Source organism: Parabacteroides vesiculifaciens (assembly GCF_049860805.1).
In the GTDB taxonomy this organism is placed as follows: Bacteria; Bacteroidota; Bacteroidia; order Bacteroidales; family Tannerellaceae; genus Parabacteroides.
The window spans coordinates 2,887,485-2,911,258 of record NZ_CP187555.1 but is presented as its reverse complement, the minus strand read 5'-3'; the positions used below and the strand labels follow the sequence as shown (position 1 = coordinate 2,911,258).

The following is a 23,774-nucleotide window of genomic DNA, read 5'->3' as shown; positions in this document are numbered from 1 at the left end:
ATAATGAAGATAAACCATAGATTCTCACTGATAACTGCTTTGTGCCTGTTGGCCGGAATATCAAGGGCGCAAAGTTGGTTGCCGCAGGCTCTTCCCGGAGAGTCTGCTTTCCGTTTGTTGGAATGCGATTACCGGGAAGTACGGTTGGAAACTTGCCGGCCGGTCCTTCCGGCTTCGGCTTCCTGGCTGGTCGAGACAAAGGAGGAAAAGGTTGCCGACGGTATTTCCTATACCTTTACTTTTACTGCCCGTCGGGAGTTGGAGAATGCTGGGGTGGCCGTGGCGTTCGACGAGTATGACTGGAGTAGCGATAATTATGTGATGGTTCCGGCTTCGGTTTATAATGGGAACCGCCAGCGTATAGTCAACCGAAAATATGCAACGGGTTTGGATAGTACGGACTATTATCGGGCGGATTTGGCTTTGACTTCCAATCCGATCCCGCAACTGTCTCCGGATTTCGGCACTCCTTCCTTGTTGGAATTGAGCGTCTGCAATGCGGCTACGCCGGCAATCGTGTGGCTGGACCGGAAGAAGGGTATCGGGACGATCTTGCTGGCTGAGCAGGGGATTGAGCGGAACGGCGAAGTGTTGGATCACGGACTGATTGTTGCGGAAACTCCGGATCGGCAGAGAGCCTCTTTTGTCATCAGTGCTCCAGGTGTCCGTTCGAGAAAGCCGGAGTTTATCGGTTTCAGCGAAAGCCATGATCGGGGACTTTCTGTTGCAAAGGGCGACAGGATTGTCTTGAAGATGACGAAGTTTGACTTTCTTTGTCCTGATGTTCCGGCTTTGCTGAATCGTTTCATGCAAGTACGCAAATGGTATAATACCGGAGAGGATGTCCGTCATTTGATACCGATGAGCGAAGTGTTTTCGATCATGTCGAAAAATATCGATAGACGTTATTATGAAGATGGTGAAGTCGGTTTCTACCGTCCGGAAAATGCCGACTGGATGTCTTATGGTTGGATAGGCGGCCTGATCAATACTTATCCGATGCTGGTGATGGGAGATGCGGGACGTTTGCAGAAGGTCAAAAATACGTTTGACTTCGCGCTTCCCAACGCGAAAGGGAAAAGCGGCTATTACTACGATGTCGTGCGGGCCAATAAAGAGGTGGTCCGGAGGGATGCCAGCGCTTTTGTTCCGCAAATCGGATTGACCCGCCGGAATGCGGATGTCCTTTATTGGATGGTCAAGCAATTTGGTTTATTGAAGAAACAGGGTAAAGGTTGTGAGATTTCGTCTGCATGGGAATCGGATGTGCGGAAATTGGCAGATGCTTTTAAGTCGACTTGGCGGAAATACGGGACATGGGGCAATTATGTGAATGTGGAAACTGGAGAGGTGGCCGTTTATAATACGACGGGAGGTGCAATGGCTGTCGGAGGCATGGCTTTGGCTTCGGTCTATTATCGGGAACCCGCTTATCTTTCGATCGCCCGCGAGGCTGCCAAAGTTTATTATGACAGTTTTGCTTTGGTCGGCTTTACTTCGGGCGGTTGTGGAGATATTTTGCAAAACTCGGATTCGGAGACAGCCGCTGCGCTTATGACCTCTCTGATGACGTTATATGAAGTGACAGGAGAGGAACTTTATCTGGAACAGTCTGCCGACTTGGCGAACTTATGCGCAACCTGGACGGTCTCTTTTCCTTACCGTCTGCCTAAGGAAACTCCGTTAGCCAGGTTAGGAGCGAAATTAACCGGAGCGGTATGGGCCAGCACGCAGAATAAGCATGGTACTCCGGGATTTTGTACACAGTCAGGAGATGCTTTGTTTAAGCTTTACCGGGCTACGGGCGATACTTTATATGCAGAACTGCTGCGCGATATTATCCATGCTCATGCCGAGGGGATCCAGCCGGACGGTAAAATATCAGAACGGCTGACTTATTGTGATGCAGACCATAGAGGAAGCCGGGCGGATGGTTGGAATACCGGATGGAACGAGACGAACGGGGCTTTGATGGCATTGGAGATTCCGGGCATTTATGTCCGTACGGACAAGGGAAGGCTTTATGTGTTCGACCATGTGGAAGCAAAGATCTTGAAACGGAATCCCGAATATTTGCTTTTGCAGGTTACTAATCCGACTGCCTATGATGCAGTTGTAACCGTTTTTGCCGAAAACGCGGAAGAGGCGGCCTGCCCCTTGGGTGACAATGCTTTTTTGCATTGGAAGGATAAGGTCGTGGTGAAAGCCGGTAAAGATGTGAAATATAGACTCAGAATAAACTAACTGGTATTATTATGAATTTGAAGAAGATCCTTCCGGCTTGTGCGGCTGCTATGTCGCTTTGTGGATGTATGGGAGGAGATAGTTGGAATTTCGATACGGATTATTTCTGTATAGAAATAAATGGCAAGGGGTATATCACAAGTATGCGTAATACGACCGTTGTGCCGAATCGTGAATTCAGTCCGGTCGACAAGCCTTCTCCGTTATTATCTTTGTATGATAGCGGAAAGAAAGTTTATTATTTGCCTCAAGACGCCTCCTTTGATGAAACAAACGGTTGTTTTACATTGGAATATCCGAACGGATCCGTGGCGAAAGTCGGTTTGAAGCCTTGTAACAAATATTTTAGGCTGACTTTGCAAAGTTTGGAGCCGCGAAATGGCATAGATGCGATTCAATGGGGAACTTATTATACGAATATTACGAATCTGTTTGGGGAAATCATCGGTGTAGCCCGTGATACCAGCGATGCCGTGAACTATAGCATCGGTATATTGGCACTGGATGACAATACGATAGGGGGGACGCCTGATATCGAGGGAGATGCCGCTCCTTTCCAGTATATTATCCATACTCCCGATGCCGGACGCTATCCGTTGCCGGACAGTCTGCATGAAGGCCAGGTGTTTACGCTTGGAGGGAATGGCATCAGTGATGTCGCTTTTTATGCGAACAAGGAGCCTTACTACAGGATTATGTATGGCAATGCGGCTTTGGTCGACGGGAAAGGACGTGTTTTCCTGAATTACCAGTCTCGTGACCGTTCAAAGGAGCGAGAAGTGTATTATTCTTTGATTCCGAATATGGCAGCCAATACGCCGAATCATATAGAAGTAGAGCCTTTGCCCGGAGTCGATTTTATTGGTTCGTCGGTGGCTTTGTGGGGAAGCCCTGACAGTACGGCTTTGATGGATGTAATACAAGACATTGTTTTATCAGAAGGTTTACCTTATCCGATGGTAAATGGAAAATGGGTGAAGGATCCCGCTTCATTCAGTCCGGACGTGATGACCGATGGGCAACAGTATGACAGCATTATCTCTTATACAGCCCGGTTGGGGTTTCCTGCCATTCATGCTTATGACCAAGGGTTCTTGCGTGCCGACAGAAGGAATGAAGGCTATTTGGATGGAAATGATCAAACCAGGAAGCCTTTCAAGTTTACTTCCGGCAATAAGTCGCATCGCGAATTTGCTGATATGGCGGCAGAACAGGGTATTATGTTGGGGCGTGTCTGTATCACCAATGCACTGGCTCCCGGTACGTCGGATGCCAGCCCGCTGCCGAGTGACAGTCTTTGTTTTCAACAAAAAAAGAAATTGGCAAAAGACATCTCTGCCGATGATACGCTTATCGTGGTGGACGAACCCAAGTACTTGGACGAGATAGCCAGCTGGGAGGGACATTGCAGGAATCTGAATATCGTAAAGATCGGCAAGGAACTGATACACTACTTAGGTGTGTCGGATACCGCCCCTTATACCTTGCAAAACGTGACACGAGGGTATTGGGGAACAAAGGCTATGGCGCATAAAGCAGATGAGGCTGTCTATAAATTGCAAGTGACGGTTAATTACGGATATGACGGCCTGATCCCCAATATGGCCCTTCAGGACAAGATTGCCGGGCATTATGCCGAAATCGCCTGCCATAGCGGTGTGACGCTTTATGATTTCGACGGACAGGAATTTTTATTCAACAATGGGCATGGCTATTATTCGGCTAAGCGTTTTTTCAGGAAGATGTTTGAACGAGCCAAAGAATTGGGCGTTCCTTATATCCGTTTCTCCGGTGCGACCTTGTCCGAAGGTTCATGGCATTATCAAAGTGTTTGGAATGTCGGCGGCGGACGCAACCTGTACGATATCGATACCCGTGAATGGGGAAGTACGACCAGCCAGGGGAAAGATCTTCGCGATGTGACTTATTCTAATTTCTTTCCGGTCTCTTTCGGTGGAAATTTTGCAATAAAAGATACTTCTACGGTCGAGCAATACGAGCATGTGCAAGCGATCTCCGTGGGATATGGTGCTACTTATTTTTTGCGCATCAACCAGAAAGATGTGGAAAGCTGTCCGCAGAAAGACCGTATCTTTCAGGCAATCCGTACCTGGCAGGATGCCCGTGCAGCCAATGCGTTCCCCCGCTATGTCAGGAAAATGCTTCGAAATCCTGAATACGATTGGACGTTGGAAGCGTTGGGAGATGGTAACCATTGGACCTTGCATCGCCTGGAAGACGGACAGGTATGCGAGTCTTTCAACTTATCAAGTACGATCACACAAAAAACTGCAAATTCGATAGATAAAAGATAAATATGAAAAAGCAACTGTTTATGTTACTGGCATGCACTTCTTTCTTATGGACAGGATGCCAGCAGGAGAAAGAGATTCACGCCCGGATAGCAGAGAGCCCGAAGACTTTTTGTAATCCGGTGAATCTGGATTATCGTTTTATGGTGATTGAAGGAGGGGACGGCATCAGGGAAGCTGCCGATCCGGTAGTTGTCCCTTATTGGGATATGTATCTGCTATTTGCTTCCAAGTCGTCCGGCTATTGGTATTCTAAAGATTTTGTGAATTGGGATCATGTGATTATACCCGATACGGTATTGCCGGTTGAGGATTATGCGCCCGCTTTGTTCGTTCACAATGATTACGTCTATTATGTCGGTTCTACGCATGGCAAAGGGATGCTTTACCGCTCAAATGATCCTGTAGCCGGCAGGTGGGAACCTGTCAGGGAAATCTGGTCGTATTGGGACCCTGCCTTTTATGTGGAGGGAGATAACCTTTATATGTATTATGGTTGTTCCCCTATCGATCCGATTCATGCCCGGGTTCTGGACCTGAATACATTGGAGGAAAAGAGCGAGGTGATCGATTGCCTGAACAGCGACAAGGAACATCACGGTTGGGAACGTACAGGCGAACAAAACGAACTGCCTCGCCGTCCCTATATTGAAGGTGCCTGGATGACGGAACATAATGGTCGCTATTATCTGCAATATGCCGGGCCTGGAACCGAATGGAAATCTTATGCCGATGGTGTTTATGTCGGCGATACGCCGATGGGGCCGTTCCGGTATGCCGGGAATAGTCCTGTTTCGTACAAACCGACCGGTTTTATCGGGGGAGCCGGTCATGGATGCGTCTTCCAGATGGGAGGCCGGTATTGGAAAGTGGCGACGAACTCGATTTCCGTACGGCATATGTTTGAACGTCGGATATCTTTCTTTCCTTCCGGTTTCGATCAGGATGATTATATGTATACGGACACCTATCTGGGTGATTATCCCATGTACCTGCCCACCGTCGATCCGGAAGGCAGCCGTCCGGACTGGATGCTTCTTTCTTTTCGTAAGCCTGTAACCGTTTCATCTTCTTTATCCGGATATCCGGCGGAGAATCTTGTGGACGAAGAGGTTCGTACGGCTTGGGTTGCTGATGGCAAAAAGGGTACGGAGTGGGTCCAAATTGATCTGGAAAGAGAGGCAGATGTATATGCGATCCAACTGAATTATGATGAGTATGGCGCTACGCAGAAGGGGATTAATCCGGACCTGTATCAGAGTTATGTCTTGTATGCCTCCCATGATGGAAAGAAGTGGTATGTGGTGGCGGACAAGCGTATGAAGCGGACAGATACCCCTCATGACTATGTCGAGTTCGAATCTCCTTTTTCGGCGCGTTATATCAAATGGGAAAATTGTGGCTATACGATAGCCGACCATGTTTCTCTCCGTGAGTTACGTGTTTTCGGGAAAGGCAAGGGGAAAGTTCCCGGTGCGGTATCCCAATTTTCAGTTGTCCGGAATCCGGACGATTCCTGCAAGGCTGTCATATCCTGGACTCCGGTGGATAATACCCAAGGATATATCATTCGTTCCGGTATCGCAGTAGATAAACTCTACCATAACTATCAGGTAACGGATAGCACCCGTTTCGAATTGACCGGCTTGAATAGCGGAGTGAATTATTATTTTACTATTGATAGTTATAATGAAAATGGAATTACAAAAAGCAATATGACTTATTTGATCCGCTAAGTATTTCTTCTCCGATTACGATTATTGGTGGTAGTGCTTCCGGTGGAAATATTTTCGGCGGAGGCACTCTCAATGATTGTCTTTGATCAAGTTGCAAACTTCATTGTATTTGCTTTTCAACAATTCCCATTGTTCTGTTATACCTTCCATGTTCCCGTTTCTTAATTGTTCCGTCATCGGAGAGATGAGGTCTAAAAGGGACTGTATTTCCAGGTTTGAAACGATCCCTTTCATCGTATGGGCCAGCATGAAGGATTCTTTGATGTCTTTATTGTTCAGGCTTTCTTCCAGTTTTCCGAAACTTTTCTCCTGTGTGAAAGAGAAGAGGAATTTGTCATACATCGCTTCATTTCCCATAAAACGATTCAGGGCTTTGTCTAAGTTGACGCCGGCTTCCTGTAATTGCTTTTTGTATGTATTTGTCATAAGAGATAAAAGTTGCTTGAAACCAAGACTGTACTGAATTTGAAATTCGGGGGGCAAGGTATTGAGAAAATCTTATATAGACAAGGGAAAATGCAAATATCATTTGTTGAAAACTTGAAAATTAGTACTTATATTTGCGAAGATGTTTGAAAAAGTAATGCATGAATAGGGTAATTATGGCAGATTTACCTCGAAAACATTTCGGGCAACAGATCATTTTGTGTTTGGTGGCGTTCCTGGTGTTGGTATCGACTTTCGCTGTTCAGGCAGAAGAGAGTCGGAGGCGCTTGCTACGGGTGGCTTTTCCACAGGTGCAGGGTATGAGTTGGACGGCGGCCGACGGAAGTCACCATGGCCTGTTGGTGGACTACCTCAATGAGATTGCGAAATATACGGGTTGGGAGTATGAATACATCGATACTGATGGACGTACCATGATGAATGAATATGAAGCGGGTAAGTTTGATTTGGTTGGGGGATGCTACTACTATCCTGTTTTGGAAAAATATTTCGCTTATCCCGATTACAATACTGGATATAGCCGCTCAGTCATTTTGGCCCGCAATAACGACCGGAATGTCCATAGTTACGACCTGACGAGTATGAATGGGAAAACCATCGGTGTGCGTGAGGATTCCAAAGAAAACGTCCGTCGGCTGAAAGAGTTTTTGGCCATAAACGGTTTGCAATGCAACCTACGGTATTTTACCGGGGAAGAAATGCAGAATAGTAAGGGAGGGCATGACTTCCTTATGAATAAGGAGATCGACTTGCTCTTGAACAACATTTCATTCAACCGGGATTCTGTCCGTGTGGTGGCGGCTTACGACTCACAACCTTACTACATTGTGACGACGCCGGGCAACCAGTTAGTCCTGGATGGACTGAATATGGCTCTGGAAAGGATTTTGGAAGCGAACCCTAATTTTGCCGCGGAACGTTCTGCCGCCAATTTCCCCGCCAGCTTTGTGAATATACAATTGTCTGATCGGGACCTGGCCTATATCGAGCGGAAGAAGACCGTCACGGTCGTTGTTCTCGATGATTGGGCTCCCTTGTTCAGCAGAGGGACATCCGGGGAGGGTAATTCCGGGATCGTAGTGGATATGCTGGATGAAATCAAAAAGTTCACCGGCCTCGAGTTTTCATACGTCTATGCTAAGAATTATCAAGATGCAATTCATCAGGTCCAGCAGGGGAATGCCGATGTCTTGGGATTCTTTTTGGATGATGAAGACGATGCGATCCGCCAAGGATTGGCCCTTACGGCCGTCTATACGAGTATGAATAACATCATTGTTCGTAACAAGGCTTGCAGCTACCCTGCTACTGGTTTGTCGGGGGCGGTGCTGGAAGGAAGGGAATTGCCCGACGATATATCGGTTGCCGAAATACGTTCCTATCCGAGTATAACGGCGGCCCTGTCTGCTGTTAATCGTGGGGAGGTTGACTTTGTGTATGGTTTGTCGTCCCGTATAGAGCAGAATATTCAACGTTACCATTTCGCAAACCTTATTCCTGTCACTCTGGGCAACGATCCGTGTGCCATATGCTTTGCCCTATCCGTAAGGGCGGCTGATCCCGATTTGCTTACAATACTCAATAAATCAATCAATAACCTCTCAAGCTCGGAGAAGGACAACATACGCAATCGCAATCTGGTGTCAATCGGTACGGTACGGTTTTCCTTGACAGACTTTATTTATGCTAACCCGGTGTTGTTCATAAGCATCGTAATCTCGTTCATTCTGGTTTTGGTTCTGGCGTTATTGCTGGTAGCGAGGGCACGGGTCAAGTCTGTCGTGATGCAGGGCAACCTGGAACGGGCCGAGGCCGCAAGCCGGGCGAAGAGTGAGTTCCTGTCCCGCATGAGCCACGAGATACGTACGCCTCTGAACGGGATTATCGGTATGAGCGCCATCGCTATGCAAAATCTGGGTAATAGCGCTAAAGTGGAAGACTGCTTCGAGAAGGTGGTCATGTCTTCCCGGCATCTCCTGATGCTTATCAACGATGTGCTGGATATGTCCAAGATCGAAAGCGGGAAAGTGGAATTGAAGTTGGCGGTTTTCGATTTCCGGACTTTTCTCGGCATGTTTGAAAATCTCTATCATGAACAAGCCCATGGCAAAGGGGTGGATTACGAAACGGTTCTGGTTGGTGATATCCCGGTGCAATTGGTGGGGGATTCCCTGCGCCTGAATCAAATACTTTCCAACCTGTTGTCGAACGCGCTGAAGTTTACGCCTGCCGGAGGAACCGTCACACTCCGGGTTTCCCGGACGTCCGATGATGGCAATAACGTGCATATCCGTTTTGAAGTGATCGATACGGGTTGCGGTATCGCTGAAAAAAATTACGATAAGATATTTGAATCGTTCGAACAGGAGAGTGCCGATATCACTCATAAATACGGGGGCACCGGCCTCGGCCTTGCGATTGTTAAAAACTTTATCGAGCTGATGGGGGGAAGCATTTCGGTGAAGAGCGAGTTAGGCAATGGTAGTGTCTTTACGGTGGATCTGCCTTTCGGTAAGGTAAAGGAAAAGGGCGAGACGGCTTATTTCTCCGATATCGATAAGCAGCCTGACCTTGTGGACAGCTACAATGTGGCGGATTATGATTTCAAGGGTAAACGGATTCTGCTGGTTGAAGACAACGAACTCAACCGGGAGATCGCGATGGAACTGATCGGTGCCACCGGTGCATGTGTGGAGAGTGCCGAAGACGGCGTGCAAGCGGTGAAAGCGTTCGAAGATTCGCCGGTAGGATATTACGACTTGATTCTGATGGATATACAGATGCCGAACATGGACGGCTACGAAGCAACCCGGCATATCCGGACGTTGGGGCGCCCCGATGCCTGCAAGGTTCCGATCTTCGCCATGACGGCCAACGCGTTTGCCGAGGATGTGGAGAAAAGTAAGGAGGCCGGCATGAACGCCCATATATCCAAACCATTGGATGTCCATGCCGTGTATGAGAAGATGAAAGAATACCTGGCTCTATCTTCTCAATTTGCCGACAAATAGCAGATTGTTGTCGTTTTCATGCAAGGTTGCCGCCAGCTCTTTCAGTTTAGCTTTGTCTTGGTCAGGGCATTTGCCGGAGGAAAGGTGTGTTTCGATCATATCCTGAAGTGCACTCGGTTCGACATTGAAAATGAATCGGCCCTTGTTGAAACGCATGTTCGGATTGGGAATCGGGAGATTCCCGTAGAAGTCGTTGACCAGGCGGTATTGGGAAGACGACATTTTCTTCTTGTCAACCAATATATTTCCTCCGGGTATGAATCGGCCTTTGTCCCAAGTGTAGTAGTAGGCGAGGATATGGTCAGGCAGTTCCGTGTAAATATGGATAGGCTTTTGGGCAAGCCCCGGGAAGTTCATCGTGAAACGGGGGACCAGTTTGTTTGCTACCGCATCGTATGTGAAAGTCGTGTCGATACCGGTATAGAAGAAGTCGAATGTTCCGGTATTCCGGTAAGAGAAAATCTCACCGTCGAAATTTCCTGCCAGCATATAGTCGCGTGCCGGAACCTGTGAGAGTATCTTTCCGTCCGTATCCATCCGGAAAGCGATCGGCGCTCCTTCTTCAAATGGCATGTGGACGACCGAGAGTGTACCGTCTGCATTGATTTCGATTTTCGGTTTATTGATTTGTCCGGGCAGGTCGATATCTTTTATCCACTTCCCGTCGAGGCCGTACATCATGATTTTCTTTCCATAAAAGGGAGAGAAGAATATATGGCCGCCCTTTTCGTCGATAATTTCGTCATACACGGTCATCGAATACTCACCGGGGCCGTTCCCCATTGCCCCTACGTCGCAAAGATATTTTCCGTCCTTGTCGTATAGCTTGACCACGTTCGATTCCTGCCGTATACATATATAATTGTCACTTACATTTATCCACCAGGCATTGAACATGGCTTCGTCGGAAGTCTCGAAACGCACGATCCGGCAATCTTCGATCAATTCGCTCAACGGGATGTCTATTGTGTCGCTTGCCGCTTTCAGGTCGCAGATGTAAAGCGGGCCGTCCGGGTTTTCGATTATACTGACACTCCCGTCGTTTGTTTTCAACGATTTCGGTGTGGAAGAATTACAACTTGCAAGACTTGCCAAGAGAAGAACAATGGCGGGAAGGAGTGTTTTTGTTTTCATATTCATGCAGATTTAAGTGATTATAAAAACAAAAGTATGAATAATTCGTAGATACGAACTATTCATACTTATATTATAGTTAGATGATTAATCTAATTTAACGGATGAACAGAAGTTCTCTGTATTTTGGCAACGGCCACATCTGGTTGTCGACCATCAGTTCCAGATCGTCGATATGGCTACGGATTTCGTCTAAGTAAGGAGCGACCGTATCGTGGTAAGCGATCGCCTTGGTGCGCAAATCCGTGATACGGTTTGCTTTTTTGCGGGCTTCCACCATTTCGTCTACCATGCGGGTGACGGAACAGATATGTCCGGCAATCTTGCGGACCAGTCGGCGGGGTTCTTCCGACATATCGTCATATTCCGGATATCCGCCGAATGTCTCTTTCAACTTGGCGATGTTGTCCAGCAACAACGACTGGTAGCGGACGGCAACCGGGATGATATGGTTGAGCGAGAGGTCGCCCAGGACGCGGGCTTCGATCTGTACCTTTTTTATATAGATTTCCCATTTCACTTCGTTGCGGGCTTCCAGCTCCTTTTCGCTCAGTACACCGGTTTCCTTGAACATCCGGATGACTTCCGGTTTCAGGTAAGCATCGTATTGTAACGGAACGCTGTTCTCGCAGTCCAGGCCGCGGCGGGCAGCCTCTTCTTTCCATTCGTCGCCGTAGCCGTTTCCGTCGAAGCGGATCGGTTTGGATTCTTTGATGTAGGCTTTCAGCACTTCGAAGATGGCGGCTTCCTTGCTCTTCCCTTTGGCGCGCAATGCCTCGACATCTTGTTTGAACTGGCGGAGCTGGTAGGCAACGGCCGAGTTCAATGCCAACATAGCCGAGCCACAATTGGCCGATGATCCCAATGCGCGGAATTCGAAACGGTTTCCGGTGAAAGCAAAAGGAGAGGTACGGTTACGGTCCGTATTGTCTAACAGCAGTTCGGGGATCTGCCCGAAGCCCAAGTGCAGGCGTTTCTTATCGTCCACCTCGATGGCATCTTCGATGGAACAGTTCTCGAATTTGTCCAAGATTTCGGTGATCTGAGTTCCTAAGAAGGAAGAGATGATGGCAGGAGGGGCTTCGTTGGCTCCTAAGCGGTGTGCGTTGGTGGCCGAAGCGATGCTGGCTTTCAACAAGGCGTTGTATTTATAAACGGCCATCAGCGAGTTGACCACGAATGTGATGAAACGCAGGTTGTCTTCCCGGTCTTTTCCCGGAGAGAAGAGGTTGATGCCCGTATCGGTCCCCATCGACCAGTTGCAATGTTTGCCGGAACCGTTCACGCCCATAAAAGGCTTTTCGTGGAGCAGCACGCGGAAGTTATGGCGGCGGGAAACGCGTTTCATCACCGACATCAACAACTGGTTATGGTCGTTGGCCAGGTTGCATTCCTCATAAATAGGTGCCAGTTCGAACTGGTTCGGGGCAACCTCGTTATGGCGTGTCTTGACCGGTATGCCTAACTTATAGCATTCTGTTTCCAAGTCTTTCATAAATTCCTGTACACGGGAGGGGATGGCTCCGAAATAGTGGTCGTCCAACTGCTGGTTCTTGGCGCTTTCGTGACCCAACAGGGTACGCTCGGTCAGCGAAAGGTCGGGACGGGCGGAGTAGAGGTCTTCGTCTACTAAGAAATATTCCTGTTCCCAACCTAAATAGGTGATAACTTTGCCCACCTCTTCGTTGAAGTAATTGCAGACTTCTTTGGCTGCCTTGTTCAGCGCCTCGATAGAGCGGATCAATGGGGTTTTGTAGTCCAGCGCTTCACCGGTATAGGCGATGAATACGGTCGGGATACATAAGGTGTCGTCTACGATAAACGCAGGTGAGGAAGGGTCCCAGGCTGAATAACCGCGGGCTTCGAATGTGTTGCGCAATCCGCCGTTGGGGAAACTGGAGGCGTCCGGTTCCTGCTGGGCGAGCAGCTTACCGCTGAATTCTTCGATCATACCACCACCACCGTCATGTTCGACGAAAGCGTCGTGCTTTTCGGCTGTTCCGTCGGTAAGAGGCTGGAACCAGTGTGTGTAGTGTGTAACTCCTTTTTCCAGTGCCCACATGCGCATACCGGCAGCCACATGATTGGCTATTTCGCGGTCGATAGGGGTGCCGTTGTCGATGGCATGAGTCAGGGCTTTGTAGGTTTCCTTGGAGAGATACTTTTGCATTGCCTTCCGGTTGAAGACGTTCTCGCCATAATATTCGGATACTTTCTGATTGGGAGTAATGGCTTCCACGGCCTTTCGGTTGGATGCTTTCTCCACTGCATTAAAGCGTGAGATTGACATACAGATTGTTTTTATGTTATTCCGGCTGCAAAGATACATGCAATTCTTCATGAATGCTTTCATCCGGTAGTTAAAAATAGATGAGCAAGAAACGATTTGATCCGGTACGTGCCGTTTTGCATGTTGCCGGTTTTTGAACCGTTTCATATCGCAAAGATAAGGGCTTCATGTCCCCTTTTGCAAATCGGAGAGGGGGATAAGGCGTAAAAATCTGTTAATATCTGTAACTCTTAGGTTTTTATCCCGTAAAACATAGTTTTGTCCGGGATAAAACTATGTTTTAGCTTTTCCGCCTACCTGTATCCTGATGTGTGACAATGTGACAATATTACAATATTACAATAACAAGAATCGCCGTTGGGGGAGGAAAAATAGTATTATAGTATATTTATATATATTATATATAAATATACTATAAAGTCTTTATCTGTTCTTTTTACTTAATTGTAATATTGTAATATTGTCATATTGTCACGAATGCCTGCTGGTTTAATCTGTTGATAGTGAACCGGATTAGAATAAGCTCCAGGCGACCGTCAACCCCGCCATGACGATTGCCACCATGCTCATCAACTTGATCAGGATGTTGAGGCTGGGTCCGGAAGTGTCTTTAAACGGGTCGCCGACCGTGTCGCCGACTACTGTTGCTTTATGGGCTTCGCTGCCTTTTCCGCCATGATTCCCTTCTTCGATATGTTTTTTGGCGTTATCCCAGGCCCCTCCCGAGTTGGCCATAAAGATCGCCAGTACGAAACCCGTACTCAATCCGCCGATCAGCAGGCCGACGACTCCCGTCACTCCGAATATCAGGCCGGTGACGATCGGGGCGATGATGGCCAGGAGGGAAGGCAGAACCATCTCGTGTTGTGCCCCTTTTGTCGAGATAGCCACGCAACGGGCGTAATCGGGTTCGGCTTTTCCTGTCAAAATTCCCGGAATTTCCCGGAACTGGCGGCGTACTTCTTCCACCATATGTCCGGCGGCCCGTCCGACTGCGTTCATCGTCAATCCGCAGAACATGAAAGCCATCATGGAACCGAGGAACATCCCCGCCAGCACTTTAGGGTTCATAAGCGTTACGTCATAATAAATCATGAAATCGGAGAATGATGCTTTTGACACTTCGATCGCCCTGCCGTCGGCAAATTGCAGAACCGTTTCGCCCAACCGGAGCAAGCCGATTTTAATCTCTTCTACATAAGAGGCCAGCAATGCCAGGCCCGTCAAGGCTGCCGATCCGATCGCAAACCCTTTACCTGTTGCGGCGGTCGTGTTGCCTAAGGAGTCGAGCGCATCCGTACGTTTGCGAACCTCTTTGCCCAGGCCAGACATTTCCGCATTGCCTCCGGCATTGTCGGCAATAGGCCCGTAGGCATCTGTTGCCAGTGTGATGCCCAAAGTCGAAAGCATTCCGACGGCGGCGATACCGATGCCGTACAATCCCATTCCTATGTTATTGAAATCGAACCCGGAAGCAAATAGGAACGAACAGATGATCCCGACTACTACGGCCAGTACCGGAATTGCGGTGGACAGCATGCCCAATCCCAATCCGGAGATGATCACCGTTGCCGGTCCGGTCAGCCCGGCTTCCGAAACCCGCTGGGTGGGTTTGAAGGATTGGGAAGTATAGTATTCCGTCGATTGCCCGATCACGATTCCGACCAATAGCCCGACGATAACAGAACTGCTGATCCAGAACCAATTGTCCAACCCTAACAAATAAAGGATTCCAAAGGTGGAAAGGGCGATCAATACGGAACTGAGGTTTGTCCCTATCGCAAGCGCTTTCAGCAGTTCGCGTATCGTCGCATTCTCTTTTGTACGGACGGCAAAGATACCGATGATCGACAGGACGATCCCGACCGCGGCGATCAGCATTGGAGCTACGACCGCCTTATATTGCATCTCCACGTCACCCGACGCCACGAATGCAGCAGCTCCCAATGCGGCGGTTGCCAGGATCGAACCGCAATAGGATTCGTACAGGTCCGCCCCCATACCGGCCACGTCGCCTACGTTGTCTCCCACATTGTCGGCGATGGTTGCTGGATTGCGCGGGTCGTCTTCGGGGATGCCGGCCTCTACTTTCCCGACCAGGTCCGCCCCGACATCGGCCGCTTTCGTGTAGATGCCTCCGCCGACACGGGCGAAGAGCGCCTGGGTGGAAGCTCCCATTCCGAAGGTCAGCATGGTGGTGGTGATGATGGTCAGTTTATGTGTGGCATCCATCGCTTCCGCAGGGATGCAGATATTCAATAATATATACCAGAACGAAATGTCCAGCAGACCGAGCCCGACGACGACCAGCCCCATGACGGCACCGCTCCGGAAAGCAACCTGCAAGCCGCTGTTCAGAGACGAACGGGCGGCATTGGCGGTACGCGCGGATGCATAAGTGGCTGTTTTCATACCTAAGAAACCGGCAAGGCCGGAAAAGAAACCGCCGGTTAGGAAGGCGATCGGTACCCATTCGTTTTGTACCCCGAACCCATACGCCATGATGGAGAATAAAACCACTAAGGCGAGAAACACCGAAGCAACAACCTTGTATTGTTGTTTCAGGTACGACATAGCCCCTTTGCGTACATGTCGGGCTATTTTTGCCATTAACTCTGTCCCTTCACTCTCTTTCATCATCTGCCTGAAAAAAAAACAGGCAAATACCAGCGCCAGGATAGAGGCTACCGGTATGATCCAAAAAATAGGTGTAATCATAGCAATGAGATTTAAATTTAATATGGATTTAGTCGTTTTGACACTTAGTGTCTTACGATCCTTTATTGTTCACCTGTAAATATAACGAAAATAAAGACGTAGAGAAACTTTTTCGTAAATAATAATGTTTCATTCTAAAAAAAACAGCATATTTGTCACTGAATAAGAATGAAAACGCAAATGACGGAAGAAACGGACCATAAGACCTACAAGCTGGGCTTGGCTCTGAGCGGAGGAGGAGCGAAAGGCTTTGCTCATATCGGAGTTTTTAGATTACTCGAAGAATGCGGCCTGAAGCCTGATATCATCGTAGGTACAAGTGTCGGTTCGTTAATGGGCGCTTTGTTTGCCGATGGCTATACGGCTGACGAAATAAAAGAACTCTTTACCGGACGTGAGTTCTCCGAATTCGCCCAGTTGCAAATCCCGAAATCGGGGTTGTTCGATAGCAAGCGGTTCCGTTATTTCCTCCGGCGCCATTTGAGAGCTAAAACGTTTGAAGAACTGAAAACTCCTTTGGTTGTCGTGGCTACCGATCTTGACAACGGTGAAAGCCATGAGTTCCGTAGCGGTCCCATCGTGGAGGCGGTGACTGCTTCTTGTAGCATTCCGATTATCTTTAGTCCGGTCGTGATAAACGGGGTGCATTATGTCGACGGAGGTCTTTTCCATAATTTCCCGGTTTCCATTATCCGTGAGGAATGTGAACGTGTCGTCGGTGTGAATGTCAGTCCACTTGTCCCGCAAAAGTACAAGCAGACGATTTTCCATATCGCAGAACGTTCTTACCATTATATGTTCCGGGCGAATACGTTGGAAGACCGCGAGATGTGTGATGTGTTGATTGAAGCGGAGGAGTTCGGCATGTATAAGACATTCGACCTGGAAAATGTAGATCAGATCGTTGATATCGGATATGCTGCGGCAATCCGGGCGTTCGAGGTCGTGATAAAAGAAAATAAATATGAAACCCTGGTGAACGCTATTATGGCAAGAAGAAACAATGCCCTGATGCCATAGCTTGTTCCGGATGTTCCAGTGTTCACCCCAAATATTAACTAAGTTGACAAATAGCGCGATGAAACAGACAAATAAGATGGTAATATATCAGGTCTTTCCACGTTGGTTTGGAAATAAGAAATCATCCCTGATAAAGAATGGCAGTAAAGAAGAAAACGGAGTAGGAAAGTTCTCGGACTTTACACCGGTTGCTTTGTCCAAAATTAAAGAGTTGGGAACCACTCATGTGTGGTACACCGGAGTGATTGAACATGCTACGAATACCGATTATACTGCTTACCAGATACGAAAAGATCATGCGGCGGTCGTGAAGGGAAATGCCGGTTCACCTTATGCTATCAAAGATTATTATGATATAGATCCGGATCTGGCCGATCATGTGCCTGACCGTATGAAAGAATTCGAATCGCTGGTCAGAAGGACGCATGAAGCCGGAATGAAAGTAATCATCGATTTCGTACCCAACCATGTTGCCCGCCAGTATTATTCGGATGCCAAGATGGCGTATGTCGAAGATCTGGGACAAAAAGACAATACTTCGAAAGCTTTCGATCCCAATAATAATTTCTATTATATACCGGGGCAGACCTTGTGCCTGCAATTCGGAGCTCAGCAGGAAGATTTTGAATATAGCGAATTTCCGGCAAAAGTCACGGGTAACGATTGCTTCAGCACCTGTCCCGGACAAAACGATTGGTATGAGACGGTCAAATTGAATTATGGTGTTGATTATATGAACGGCCGTACCCCGCATTTCGATCCGGTTCCCAATACATGGGCGAAGATGCTGGATATCCTGCTTTTCTGGGCGGGAAAAGGGGTGGACGGTTTCCGGTGCGACATGGCGGAAATGGTTCCGGTTGAATTCTGGAACTGGGTGATCCCGAAGGTGAAGCAGGTGTATGATGTTTGCTTTATCGCTGAAGTTTACAATCCTGCGGAATATCGTAATTATATCCGGAACGGACATTTCGATTATCTGTATGATAAGGTCGGATTGTACGATACGGTACGGGCTGTCATGTGCAACCAGGCTCCGGCAAGCAGTATTTCCGGATGTTGGCAGTCGCTTGAGGGCATCCAGCATAATATGTTGAACTTCCTTGAAAACCATGATGAACAACGTATCGCTTCTTACTTCTTTGCCGGTGATCCACGTCCGGGCATCCCGGGAATGATCGTGTCGGCAGTGATGAATACCAACCCGGTGATGATCTATAGTGGACAGGAGTTAGGGGAGCCGGGAATGGACGATGAAGGTTTCAGCGGACGTGACGGGCGCACGACGATTTTTGATTATTGGAGCCTTGCCAGCTTGCGCAACTGGATAAACGAAGGGGCTTTCGATGGTGGTAAACTGACGGCTGAGCAACGGCAATTGCGCGAGGCGTATGCAAAGATTCTGAATATATCCAAGTCCGAACGGGTTATCACGGAAGGTGTTTTTTATGATTTGATGTATGCAAACCTGAGCAACCCCTATTTTAATCCGCACCGCCAATTCGTGTTCATGCGTAAATATCAGAATGAAGTGCTGTTAGTGGTGGTTAATTTTGACAAGGCGGAGCAGACGGTACGCATCCAGGTGCCCGACCAGGCATTCAATGCGCTCGACTTCGGAGACAACAAGGTGGCGGCGCTGACCGACCTGATGACCGGCGAAACCTGCATCAGCACCTTGACGGCTGCCTGGCCTTACCAAGTCGTCATACCTGCTTATTCCGGTCGTTTACTGAAGTTTACATATTGATTTATGATTTATGATTTATGATTTATGATCTGCTCTGACCGATGTGTTTGGTAATAAATCATAAATCATAAATCATAAATCATAATTGTTTTGTACCTTTGCACCCACAATTCAAATCTATTTACTTAAGATAAATATTCGGAATAATGAGTGCACAAACTCCTTTCTTGGTGTTTTCGGGAACCAACTCCCGGTATCTTGCAGAGAAAATTTGCAATAGTCTTGGTTGTCCGCTGGGACAGATGAACATTCAACACTTTGCTGATGGAGAGTTCTCCGTTTCTTACGAAGAGTCTATCCGCGGTCGCGATGTATTCCTGGTACAATCAACGTTTCCTAACTCTGACAATCTGATGGAGCTTCTCCTGATGATTGATGCTGCCAAGCGTGCTTCTGCACACTCTGTAATCGCAGTTATTCCTTATTTCGGTTGGGCACGTCAGGATAGAAAAGACAAACCGCGTGTGTCTATCGGTGCCAAGCTGATCGCAGACATGCTGAGTACAGCCGGCATCGACCGCTTGATTACGATGGATTTGCATGCCGATCAGATTCAGGGATTCTTTAATGTTCCGGTCGACCACTTGTATGCATCTTCCATTTTCCTGGATTACATTAAAACATCTTTGCCTTTAGATAACCTGTGTATCGCTACACCGGACGTCGGAGGTACGAAACGTGCCAGCAGTTATTCCAAATATCTGGGCTTACCGATGGTTATTTGCCACAAGTCACGTCTGCGTGCCAATGAAGTGGCAGAAATGCGTATCATCGGTGATGTAGAAGGTTTGGATGTCCTTTTGGTTGATGACATGGTAGATACAGCCGGTACGATTACCAAGGCTGCCAACCTTATGCTTGAGAATGGTGCTAAATCTGTACGTGCTATTGCCAGCCATGCTGTTATGTCTGATCCTGCTTCTACACGTGTAGACCAGTCTGCTTTGACTGAAATGATCTTTACAGACTCCATCCCTTATGCAAAGAAATGCGAAAAGGTGAAAGTGTTGTCTGTTGCCGATATGTTTGCCGAAGCTATCCGTCGTGTGTGTAGCGGTGAGTCTATCAGTTCCTTATATGCTATTTAATTAATTCATATATCAAGTAAAGGCTGCGATCCCGTGTCGGGAGAGCAGCCTTTTTTATTTCCATATAATTCTTAACTTTGTGTGCATGAAAAAGAGCGATAACCTTCTCGCTTGATTCGTTTGACCATGAAATACCGTTATCTCTTAAATCTCCTCTTTATGTCGGCCTGTACGTTATGCTATGGGCAACAGGACTCTATTGTCCCTTTCAAGGATGCTTACAAGCGTGTCTATAATGTAACGAAAGTGTCGGGCAGCAAGCCGGTAATAGACGGAAAGCTGGACGAGCCTTTCTGGACGGAGCAGGGCGAGTGGTCCGACCGTTTTGTCCAGATTATCCCTTATGAGCGGATCGTCTCTTCTTCGCCTACGCGGGTCAAGCTCTTTTATGATGATAAATATATCTACGTAGGGGTTTATTGCAAAGATAAAGTTCCGGGGAAGATGAACCGTTTTATCGGGAACCGGGACGATAACAGCATGGGTGACCTGATCAGCGTGGCCTTCGATACCTACCATGACTATCGGGCGGCCCCGGAATTCAATATTAATCTGGGCGGGAACAAGACCGATTTGATTGTGACGGACAAGTTGAATGTGAACCTGAGCTGGAATGCCGTTTGGGAAGGAAAGACGCAAGTCAATCTGCCGGATTCGAGCTGGACGGCGGAATTACGTATTCCGTTCAGCCAGCTTCGTTATAACCAGAAGTCCGAAGATGGTATCTGGGGACTTCATGTGCGGCGCATCATCCGGCGGAACAATGAGGTTCAGAACTGGAGCATGATCCCTTTGAAGAACAACGGGCATGTCTTTTCTTTCGGGGAGATGCACGGCATGACCGGATTGCCGAAACCTCGCGGTATAGAATTCTTGCCCTATGTGATGGGCAAGTATAGAAGTGAGCCGGAGATTCCCGGCAGCCCTTATCAGAAGGGGCATAGCTGGGGCGGAAATGTGGGGTTGGATGCCAAATTCGCTTTGTCGGATTTTACGTTGGACTTGACGATCAATCCTGATTACGGACAGGTGGAGCTGGATCCTTCGGTGATGAACCTGACGGCCTACGAGACTTTCTATGATGAAAAGCGTCCTTTCTTCCTGGAAGGCAAGCATATTTTAGATTTTGCTAATGGCAATGATATGATGTTTTACACGCGCCGTATCGGGGCAGCCCCTTCCTACACCCCTCCGGGTATCGATAATGTCAACAACTTCGCCAGCCGGAAAGAGAATATTCCTATTATCGGAGCCTTGAAGCTGACGGGGACGAATCGCAGGGGGGTGACGATCGGAGTGGTGCAGAGCTTGACGGCTCAGTCGTCTTCTAAAGTGACGCTCAACGGCATGGAGGATAAGGTCGTAGTGGAACCGTTAACCAATTATACCGTAGCCCGTGTGCAGAAAAACTGGGAAGGGAATACGTTGTTGGGTGGAATGGTTACCTCTGTAAACCGGGCTTTGGACGAGCCGTATTTAGAGGAGCTCATGGTGCGCAATGCATTTACGGCAGGGATTGATTTTACCCAGTACTTTAAGAACCGCTTGTATTATATCGAGGCGAAAGCGATGGTCAGCTCCTTGAATGGTAGTAAAGAGGCGATCCGTGCCTTACAGGAAAATGCGGTGCATTATTATCAACGGTCGTCTTCCGCCGGTTATTTGGGAGTCGATCCCGACCGGCGCTCATTGAGCGGAACGGGAGGTTATCTGAAACTGGGGAGGAAAGGAAATGCAAAATGGGCTTTTGCGGAGACATTCAGCTGGTCGTCCCCCGGTTTCGACCTGAATGATATCGGTTATCTGAAGCAAACGGATAATTTGTCGAATGAAACGGAGGTTGCGTATCGGCAGACGGATATTTGGAAGATGTTCCGTTATAATGCTTTTACGTTGACACAACGGAACAAATGGAATTATGGCGGGGATCCTTTCTATAATGATGCGGCTTTGAAATGGCAAACGATGACGATGAGCCGTTATGAATTGGTATTGTCGGAAACGTTCTGTTGGAATAGCTTAGATAGCCGTTTGTTGCGGGGTGGACCGGATGTGCGGTTTGATCCTTATTTCCTAACATCGGTCAAGTTTAATACAGACAAGGCTAAACGGGTTATGCTGACGTTGCAATATGAAGGGAATCATAATCTGGACGGATTTAACCGGTTCAACTCCTTTATGCCGGGGCTGACCTTCCGCCTTGGAAACCATGTCTATCTTTCCGGGCAGGTGAATTATGCCTGGAACACGGATAATATGCAATTTGTGCAGGCTGCACCGGAGAGCGGTACGGCGCCTTATATGACGGCATATATGGATCAGAAAACCTACGGGCTGACCATGAAGTTGCAGGTAAACGTAACGCCGGATATCTCGGTCCAGTTCTACGGATCGCCTTTTACCTCGACCGCCCGGTTCAGTGATTTCAAATCCATGACAAATACGACTTCACGTACGTATGAAGACCGTTTCCGCCCGTTGTCGGAGGACGAAATGTCTTTTATAAAGGAAAAGCCGGATTTCAGTTTTAATGAGTTCCGCTCCAATCTGGTGGCCCGTTGGGAGTATCTGCCCGGTTCGACCTTGTATTTTGTCTGGGAGCACCGGATGTCGGACCGCGACAGCCATTCCCTTTCCGGCTGGGGCAATAACCTGGACCGTATGTTCGGCCTTCCCGCAACGAATACTTTTATGATTAAGATGAATTATTGGTTTAATCTGTAACGGTCAGTATAGATCGGCATGCGTACCGGTTATCATCTTTGCTTAATTTGAATATTACGACTTGACACAAAGATAGACATAATAATCGGCAATTTGCCTATTTCTCTTCATCTATAATCATGCCGCTACCGAGGCAAAGATGATGGTCTTTATCGTAGACCACTCCGTACTGTCCGGGGGCGATTCCCTGGATTTTGTTGTCGGATTCGATACGGTACAGGTCACCGATGCGACGGATGTGGCCGTGCGTGAAGTCCGGCGTATGGCGGATCTTGAACGTGATCTCTTTCTCGTCTGCAAACTCTCCCCACGGGTCTTCGGTGATAAAGTCGAAGCCGTGCAGGTTGATGATCTTGCCGTACTGTGTTTCCGGGTCGTAGCCGTTGGACACATAGATGATGTTCCGTTTGATATCCTTTTTGATCACGAACCACGGGCCGCCGCTCAAGCCTAACCCCTTACGCTGCCCGATGGTATGGAACCAGTAGCCGTTGTGCTTACCCAACACCTTGCCCGTTTCCAACTCGACGATCTTTCCGGTCCGTTTACCTAAGTAGCGCTCGATGAAATCATTGTAATTGATTTTGCCTAAGAAGCAAATTCCCTGGCTGTCTTTCCGCTTGGCGCTCGGTAATTTCTGTTGTTCGGCGATGGCGCGGACTTCGCTCTTCATCAGGTGTCCGATCGGGAACATCAACTTCTGTATTTGCAAACGGGTGATCTGGCCCAGGAAGTCGGTCTGGTCTTTCACCGGATCTTTGGCGGTCGAGAGCCATACTTTACCGTCTATCTCGGTCGTTGTGGCGTAATGGCCGGTTGCTATTTTATCGAAGTCTTTGCCCCATTTCTCTTCAAAACAACCGAATTTGATATATTTGTTGCACATCATATCCGGGTTAGGCGTGAGGCCGCGCTTTACGGAGTCGATGGTGTAGCTCACGACGCGATCCCAGTATTCCTCGTGCAAGGAGACGATTTCAAACCGGCATCCGTACTTCTTGGCTATATAAGAGGTGATCTCGATATCTTCTTCGGCGGGGCAGTCTATATATCCGTCTTTATCTTCCATGCCGATACGGATATAGAAAATGGTAGGATCGTATCCTGCCTCTTTCAACTGGTGGACGACTACGGAGCTATCCACTCCTCCCGAAACTAATGCTGCAATTTCCATATTTCTACAATGAATAAGAATTGTACAAAGGTACGGTAAATTTTTCAATTAAAAACAGGATCGATGCTTTGGACGCTCGGATCGCCTTTATCCGAATGCGGCCGGGCATTACCGGATGGTAAAAGT

General features: G+C 48.1%; 13 protein-coding genes. 8 read left to right on the top strand and 5 right to left on the bottom strand.

The window, feature by feature from the left end:
• The first annotated feature begins 3 nt into the window (after positions 1-3).
• The 3 genes from ACPYIV_RS11835 to ACPYIV_RS11825 are packed head-to-tail and all read left to right on the top strand — an operon-like array spanning position 4 to position 6,292.
• On the top strand, positions 4-2,244 hold the full coding sequence (locus tag ACPYIV_RS11835; RefSeq protein ID WP_425883156.1) for a hypothetical protein: 2,241 nt from the start codon (positions 4-6) through the stop codon (positions 2,242-2,244).
• An 11-nt stretch (positions 2,245-2,255) separates the two neighbouring features.
• On the top strand, positions 2,256-4,559 hold the full coding sequence (locus ACPYIV_RS11830) for a hypothetical protein (RefSeq protein ID WP_425883154.1): 2,304 nt from the start codon (positions 2,256-2,258) through the stop codon (positions 4,557-4,559).
• A 2-nt stretch (positions 4,560-4,561) separates the two neighbouring features.
• On the top strand, positions 4,562-6,292 hold the full coding sequence (locus tag ACPYIV_RS11825) for a discoidin domain-containing protein (protein ID WP_425883152.1): 1,731 nt from the start codon (positions 4,562-4,564) through the stop codon (positions 6,290-6,292).
• A 69-nt stretch (positions 6,293-6,361) separates the two neighbouring features.
• Here the strand turns inward: ACPYIV_RS11825 and ACPYIV_RS11820 are convergent, their stop codons facing one another.
• Positions 6,362-6,718, bottom strand: a complete 357-nt coding sequence (locus ACPYIV_RS11820; RefSeq protein ID WP_293732753.1) for an Hpt domain-containing protein — start codon at positions 6,716-6,718, stop codon at positions 6,362-6,364.
• Between the two features lie 176 nt (positions 6,719-6,894).
• Between ACPYIV_RS11820 and ACPYIV_RS11815 the strand changes: the two genes are divergently transcribed.
• Positions 6,895-9,750, top strand: a complete 2,856-nt coding sequence (locus ACPYIV_RS11815; protein WP_301703987.1) for an ATP-binding protein — start codon at positions 6,895-6,897, stop codon at positions 9,748-9,750.
• Here ACPYIV_RS11815 and ACPYIV_RS11810 read toward each other — a convergent pair.
• From ACPYIV_RS11810 to ACPYIV_RS11800, 3 genes are all read right to left on the bottom strand, one after another.
• A complete protein-coding gene (locus tag ACPYIV_RS11810; protein WP_293732751.1) occupies positions 9,724-10,884 on the bottom strand; it encodes a 6-bladed beta-propeller in 1,161 nt (386 codons plus the stop codon). The two genes, ACPYIV_RS11815 and ACPYIV_RS11810, sit on opposite strands and share 27 nt — an antisense overlap.
• Positions 10,885-10,981: 97 nt before the next feature.
• The gene (locus tag ACPYIV_RS11805) at positions 10,982-13,174 is read right to left on the bottom strand and encodes a glutamine synthetase III (RefSeq protein WP_293732750.1); all 2,193 of its coding nucleotides are present in this window, start codon (positions 13,172-13,174) and stop codon (positions 10,982-10,984) included.
• 513 nt (positions 13,175-13,687) lie between these two features.
• A complete protein-coding gene (locus ACPYIV_RS11800) occupies positions 13,688-15,892 on the bottom strand; it encodes a sodium-translocating pyrophosphatase (protein WP_425883149.1) in 2,205 nt (734 codons plus the stop codon).
• Positions 15,893-16,072: 180 nt separating this feature from the next.
• On the opposite strand from ACPYIV_RS11800, the gene ACPYIV_RS11795 reads away from it, so the two are divergent.
• The 4 genes from ACPYIV_RS11795 to ACPYIV_RS11780 all read left to right on the top strand — a co-directional run bounded on the left by ACPYIV_RS11795 (position 16,073) and on the right by ACPYIV_RS11780 (position 22,474).
• Positions 16,073-16,912, top strand: coding sequence for a patatin-like phospholipase family protein (locus tag ACPYIV_RS11795; protein ID WP_293734881.1), 840 nt, complete (start codon positions 16,073-16,075; stop codon positions 16,910-16,912).
• A gap of 58 nt (positions 16,913-16,970) precedes the next feature.
• Positions 16,971-18,662 carry an alpha-amylase family protein gene (locus ACPYIV_RS11790; protein ID WP_425883147.1) on the top strand — a complete coding sequence of 564 codons (1,692 nt, stop codon included), beginning with the start codon at positions 16,971-16,973 and terminating at the stop codon, positions 18,660-18,662.
• Between the two features lie 146 nt (positions 18,663-18,808).
• Positions 18,809-19,750 carry a ribose-phosphate pyrophosphokinase gene (locus tag ACPYIV_RS11785; protein ID WP_293734142.1) on the top strand — a complete coding sequence of 314 codons (942 nt, stop codon included), beginning with the start codon at positions 18,809-18,811 and terminating at the stop codon, positions 19,748-19,750.
• Between the two features lie 126 nt (positions 19,751-19,876).
• Positions 19,877-22,474 (top strand): DUF5916 domain-containing protein, encoded by a 2,598-nt coding sequence (locus ACPYIV_RS11780; RefSeq protein WP_425883144.1) that lies wholly within the window; start codon positions 19,877-19,879, stop codon positions 22,472-22,474.
• 97 nt (positions 22,475-22,571) lie between these two features.
• On the opposite strand, the gene mnmA is transcribed toward ACPYIV_RS11780, so the two are convergent.
• Entirely contained in the window at positions 22,572-23,648 is a 1,077-nt protein-coding gene (gene mnmA, locus ACPYIV_RS11775) for a tRNA 2-thiouridine(34) synthase MnmA (RefSeq protein WP_293739845.1), read from the bottom strand.
• Positions 23,649-23,774: the final 126 nt, after the last annotated feature.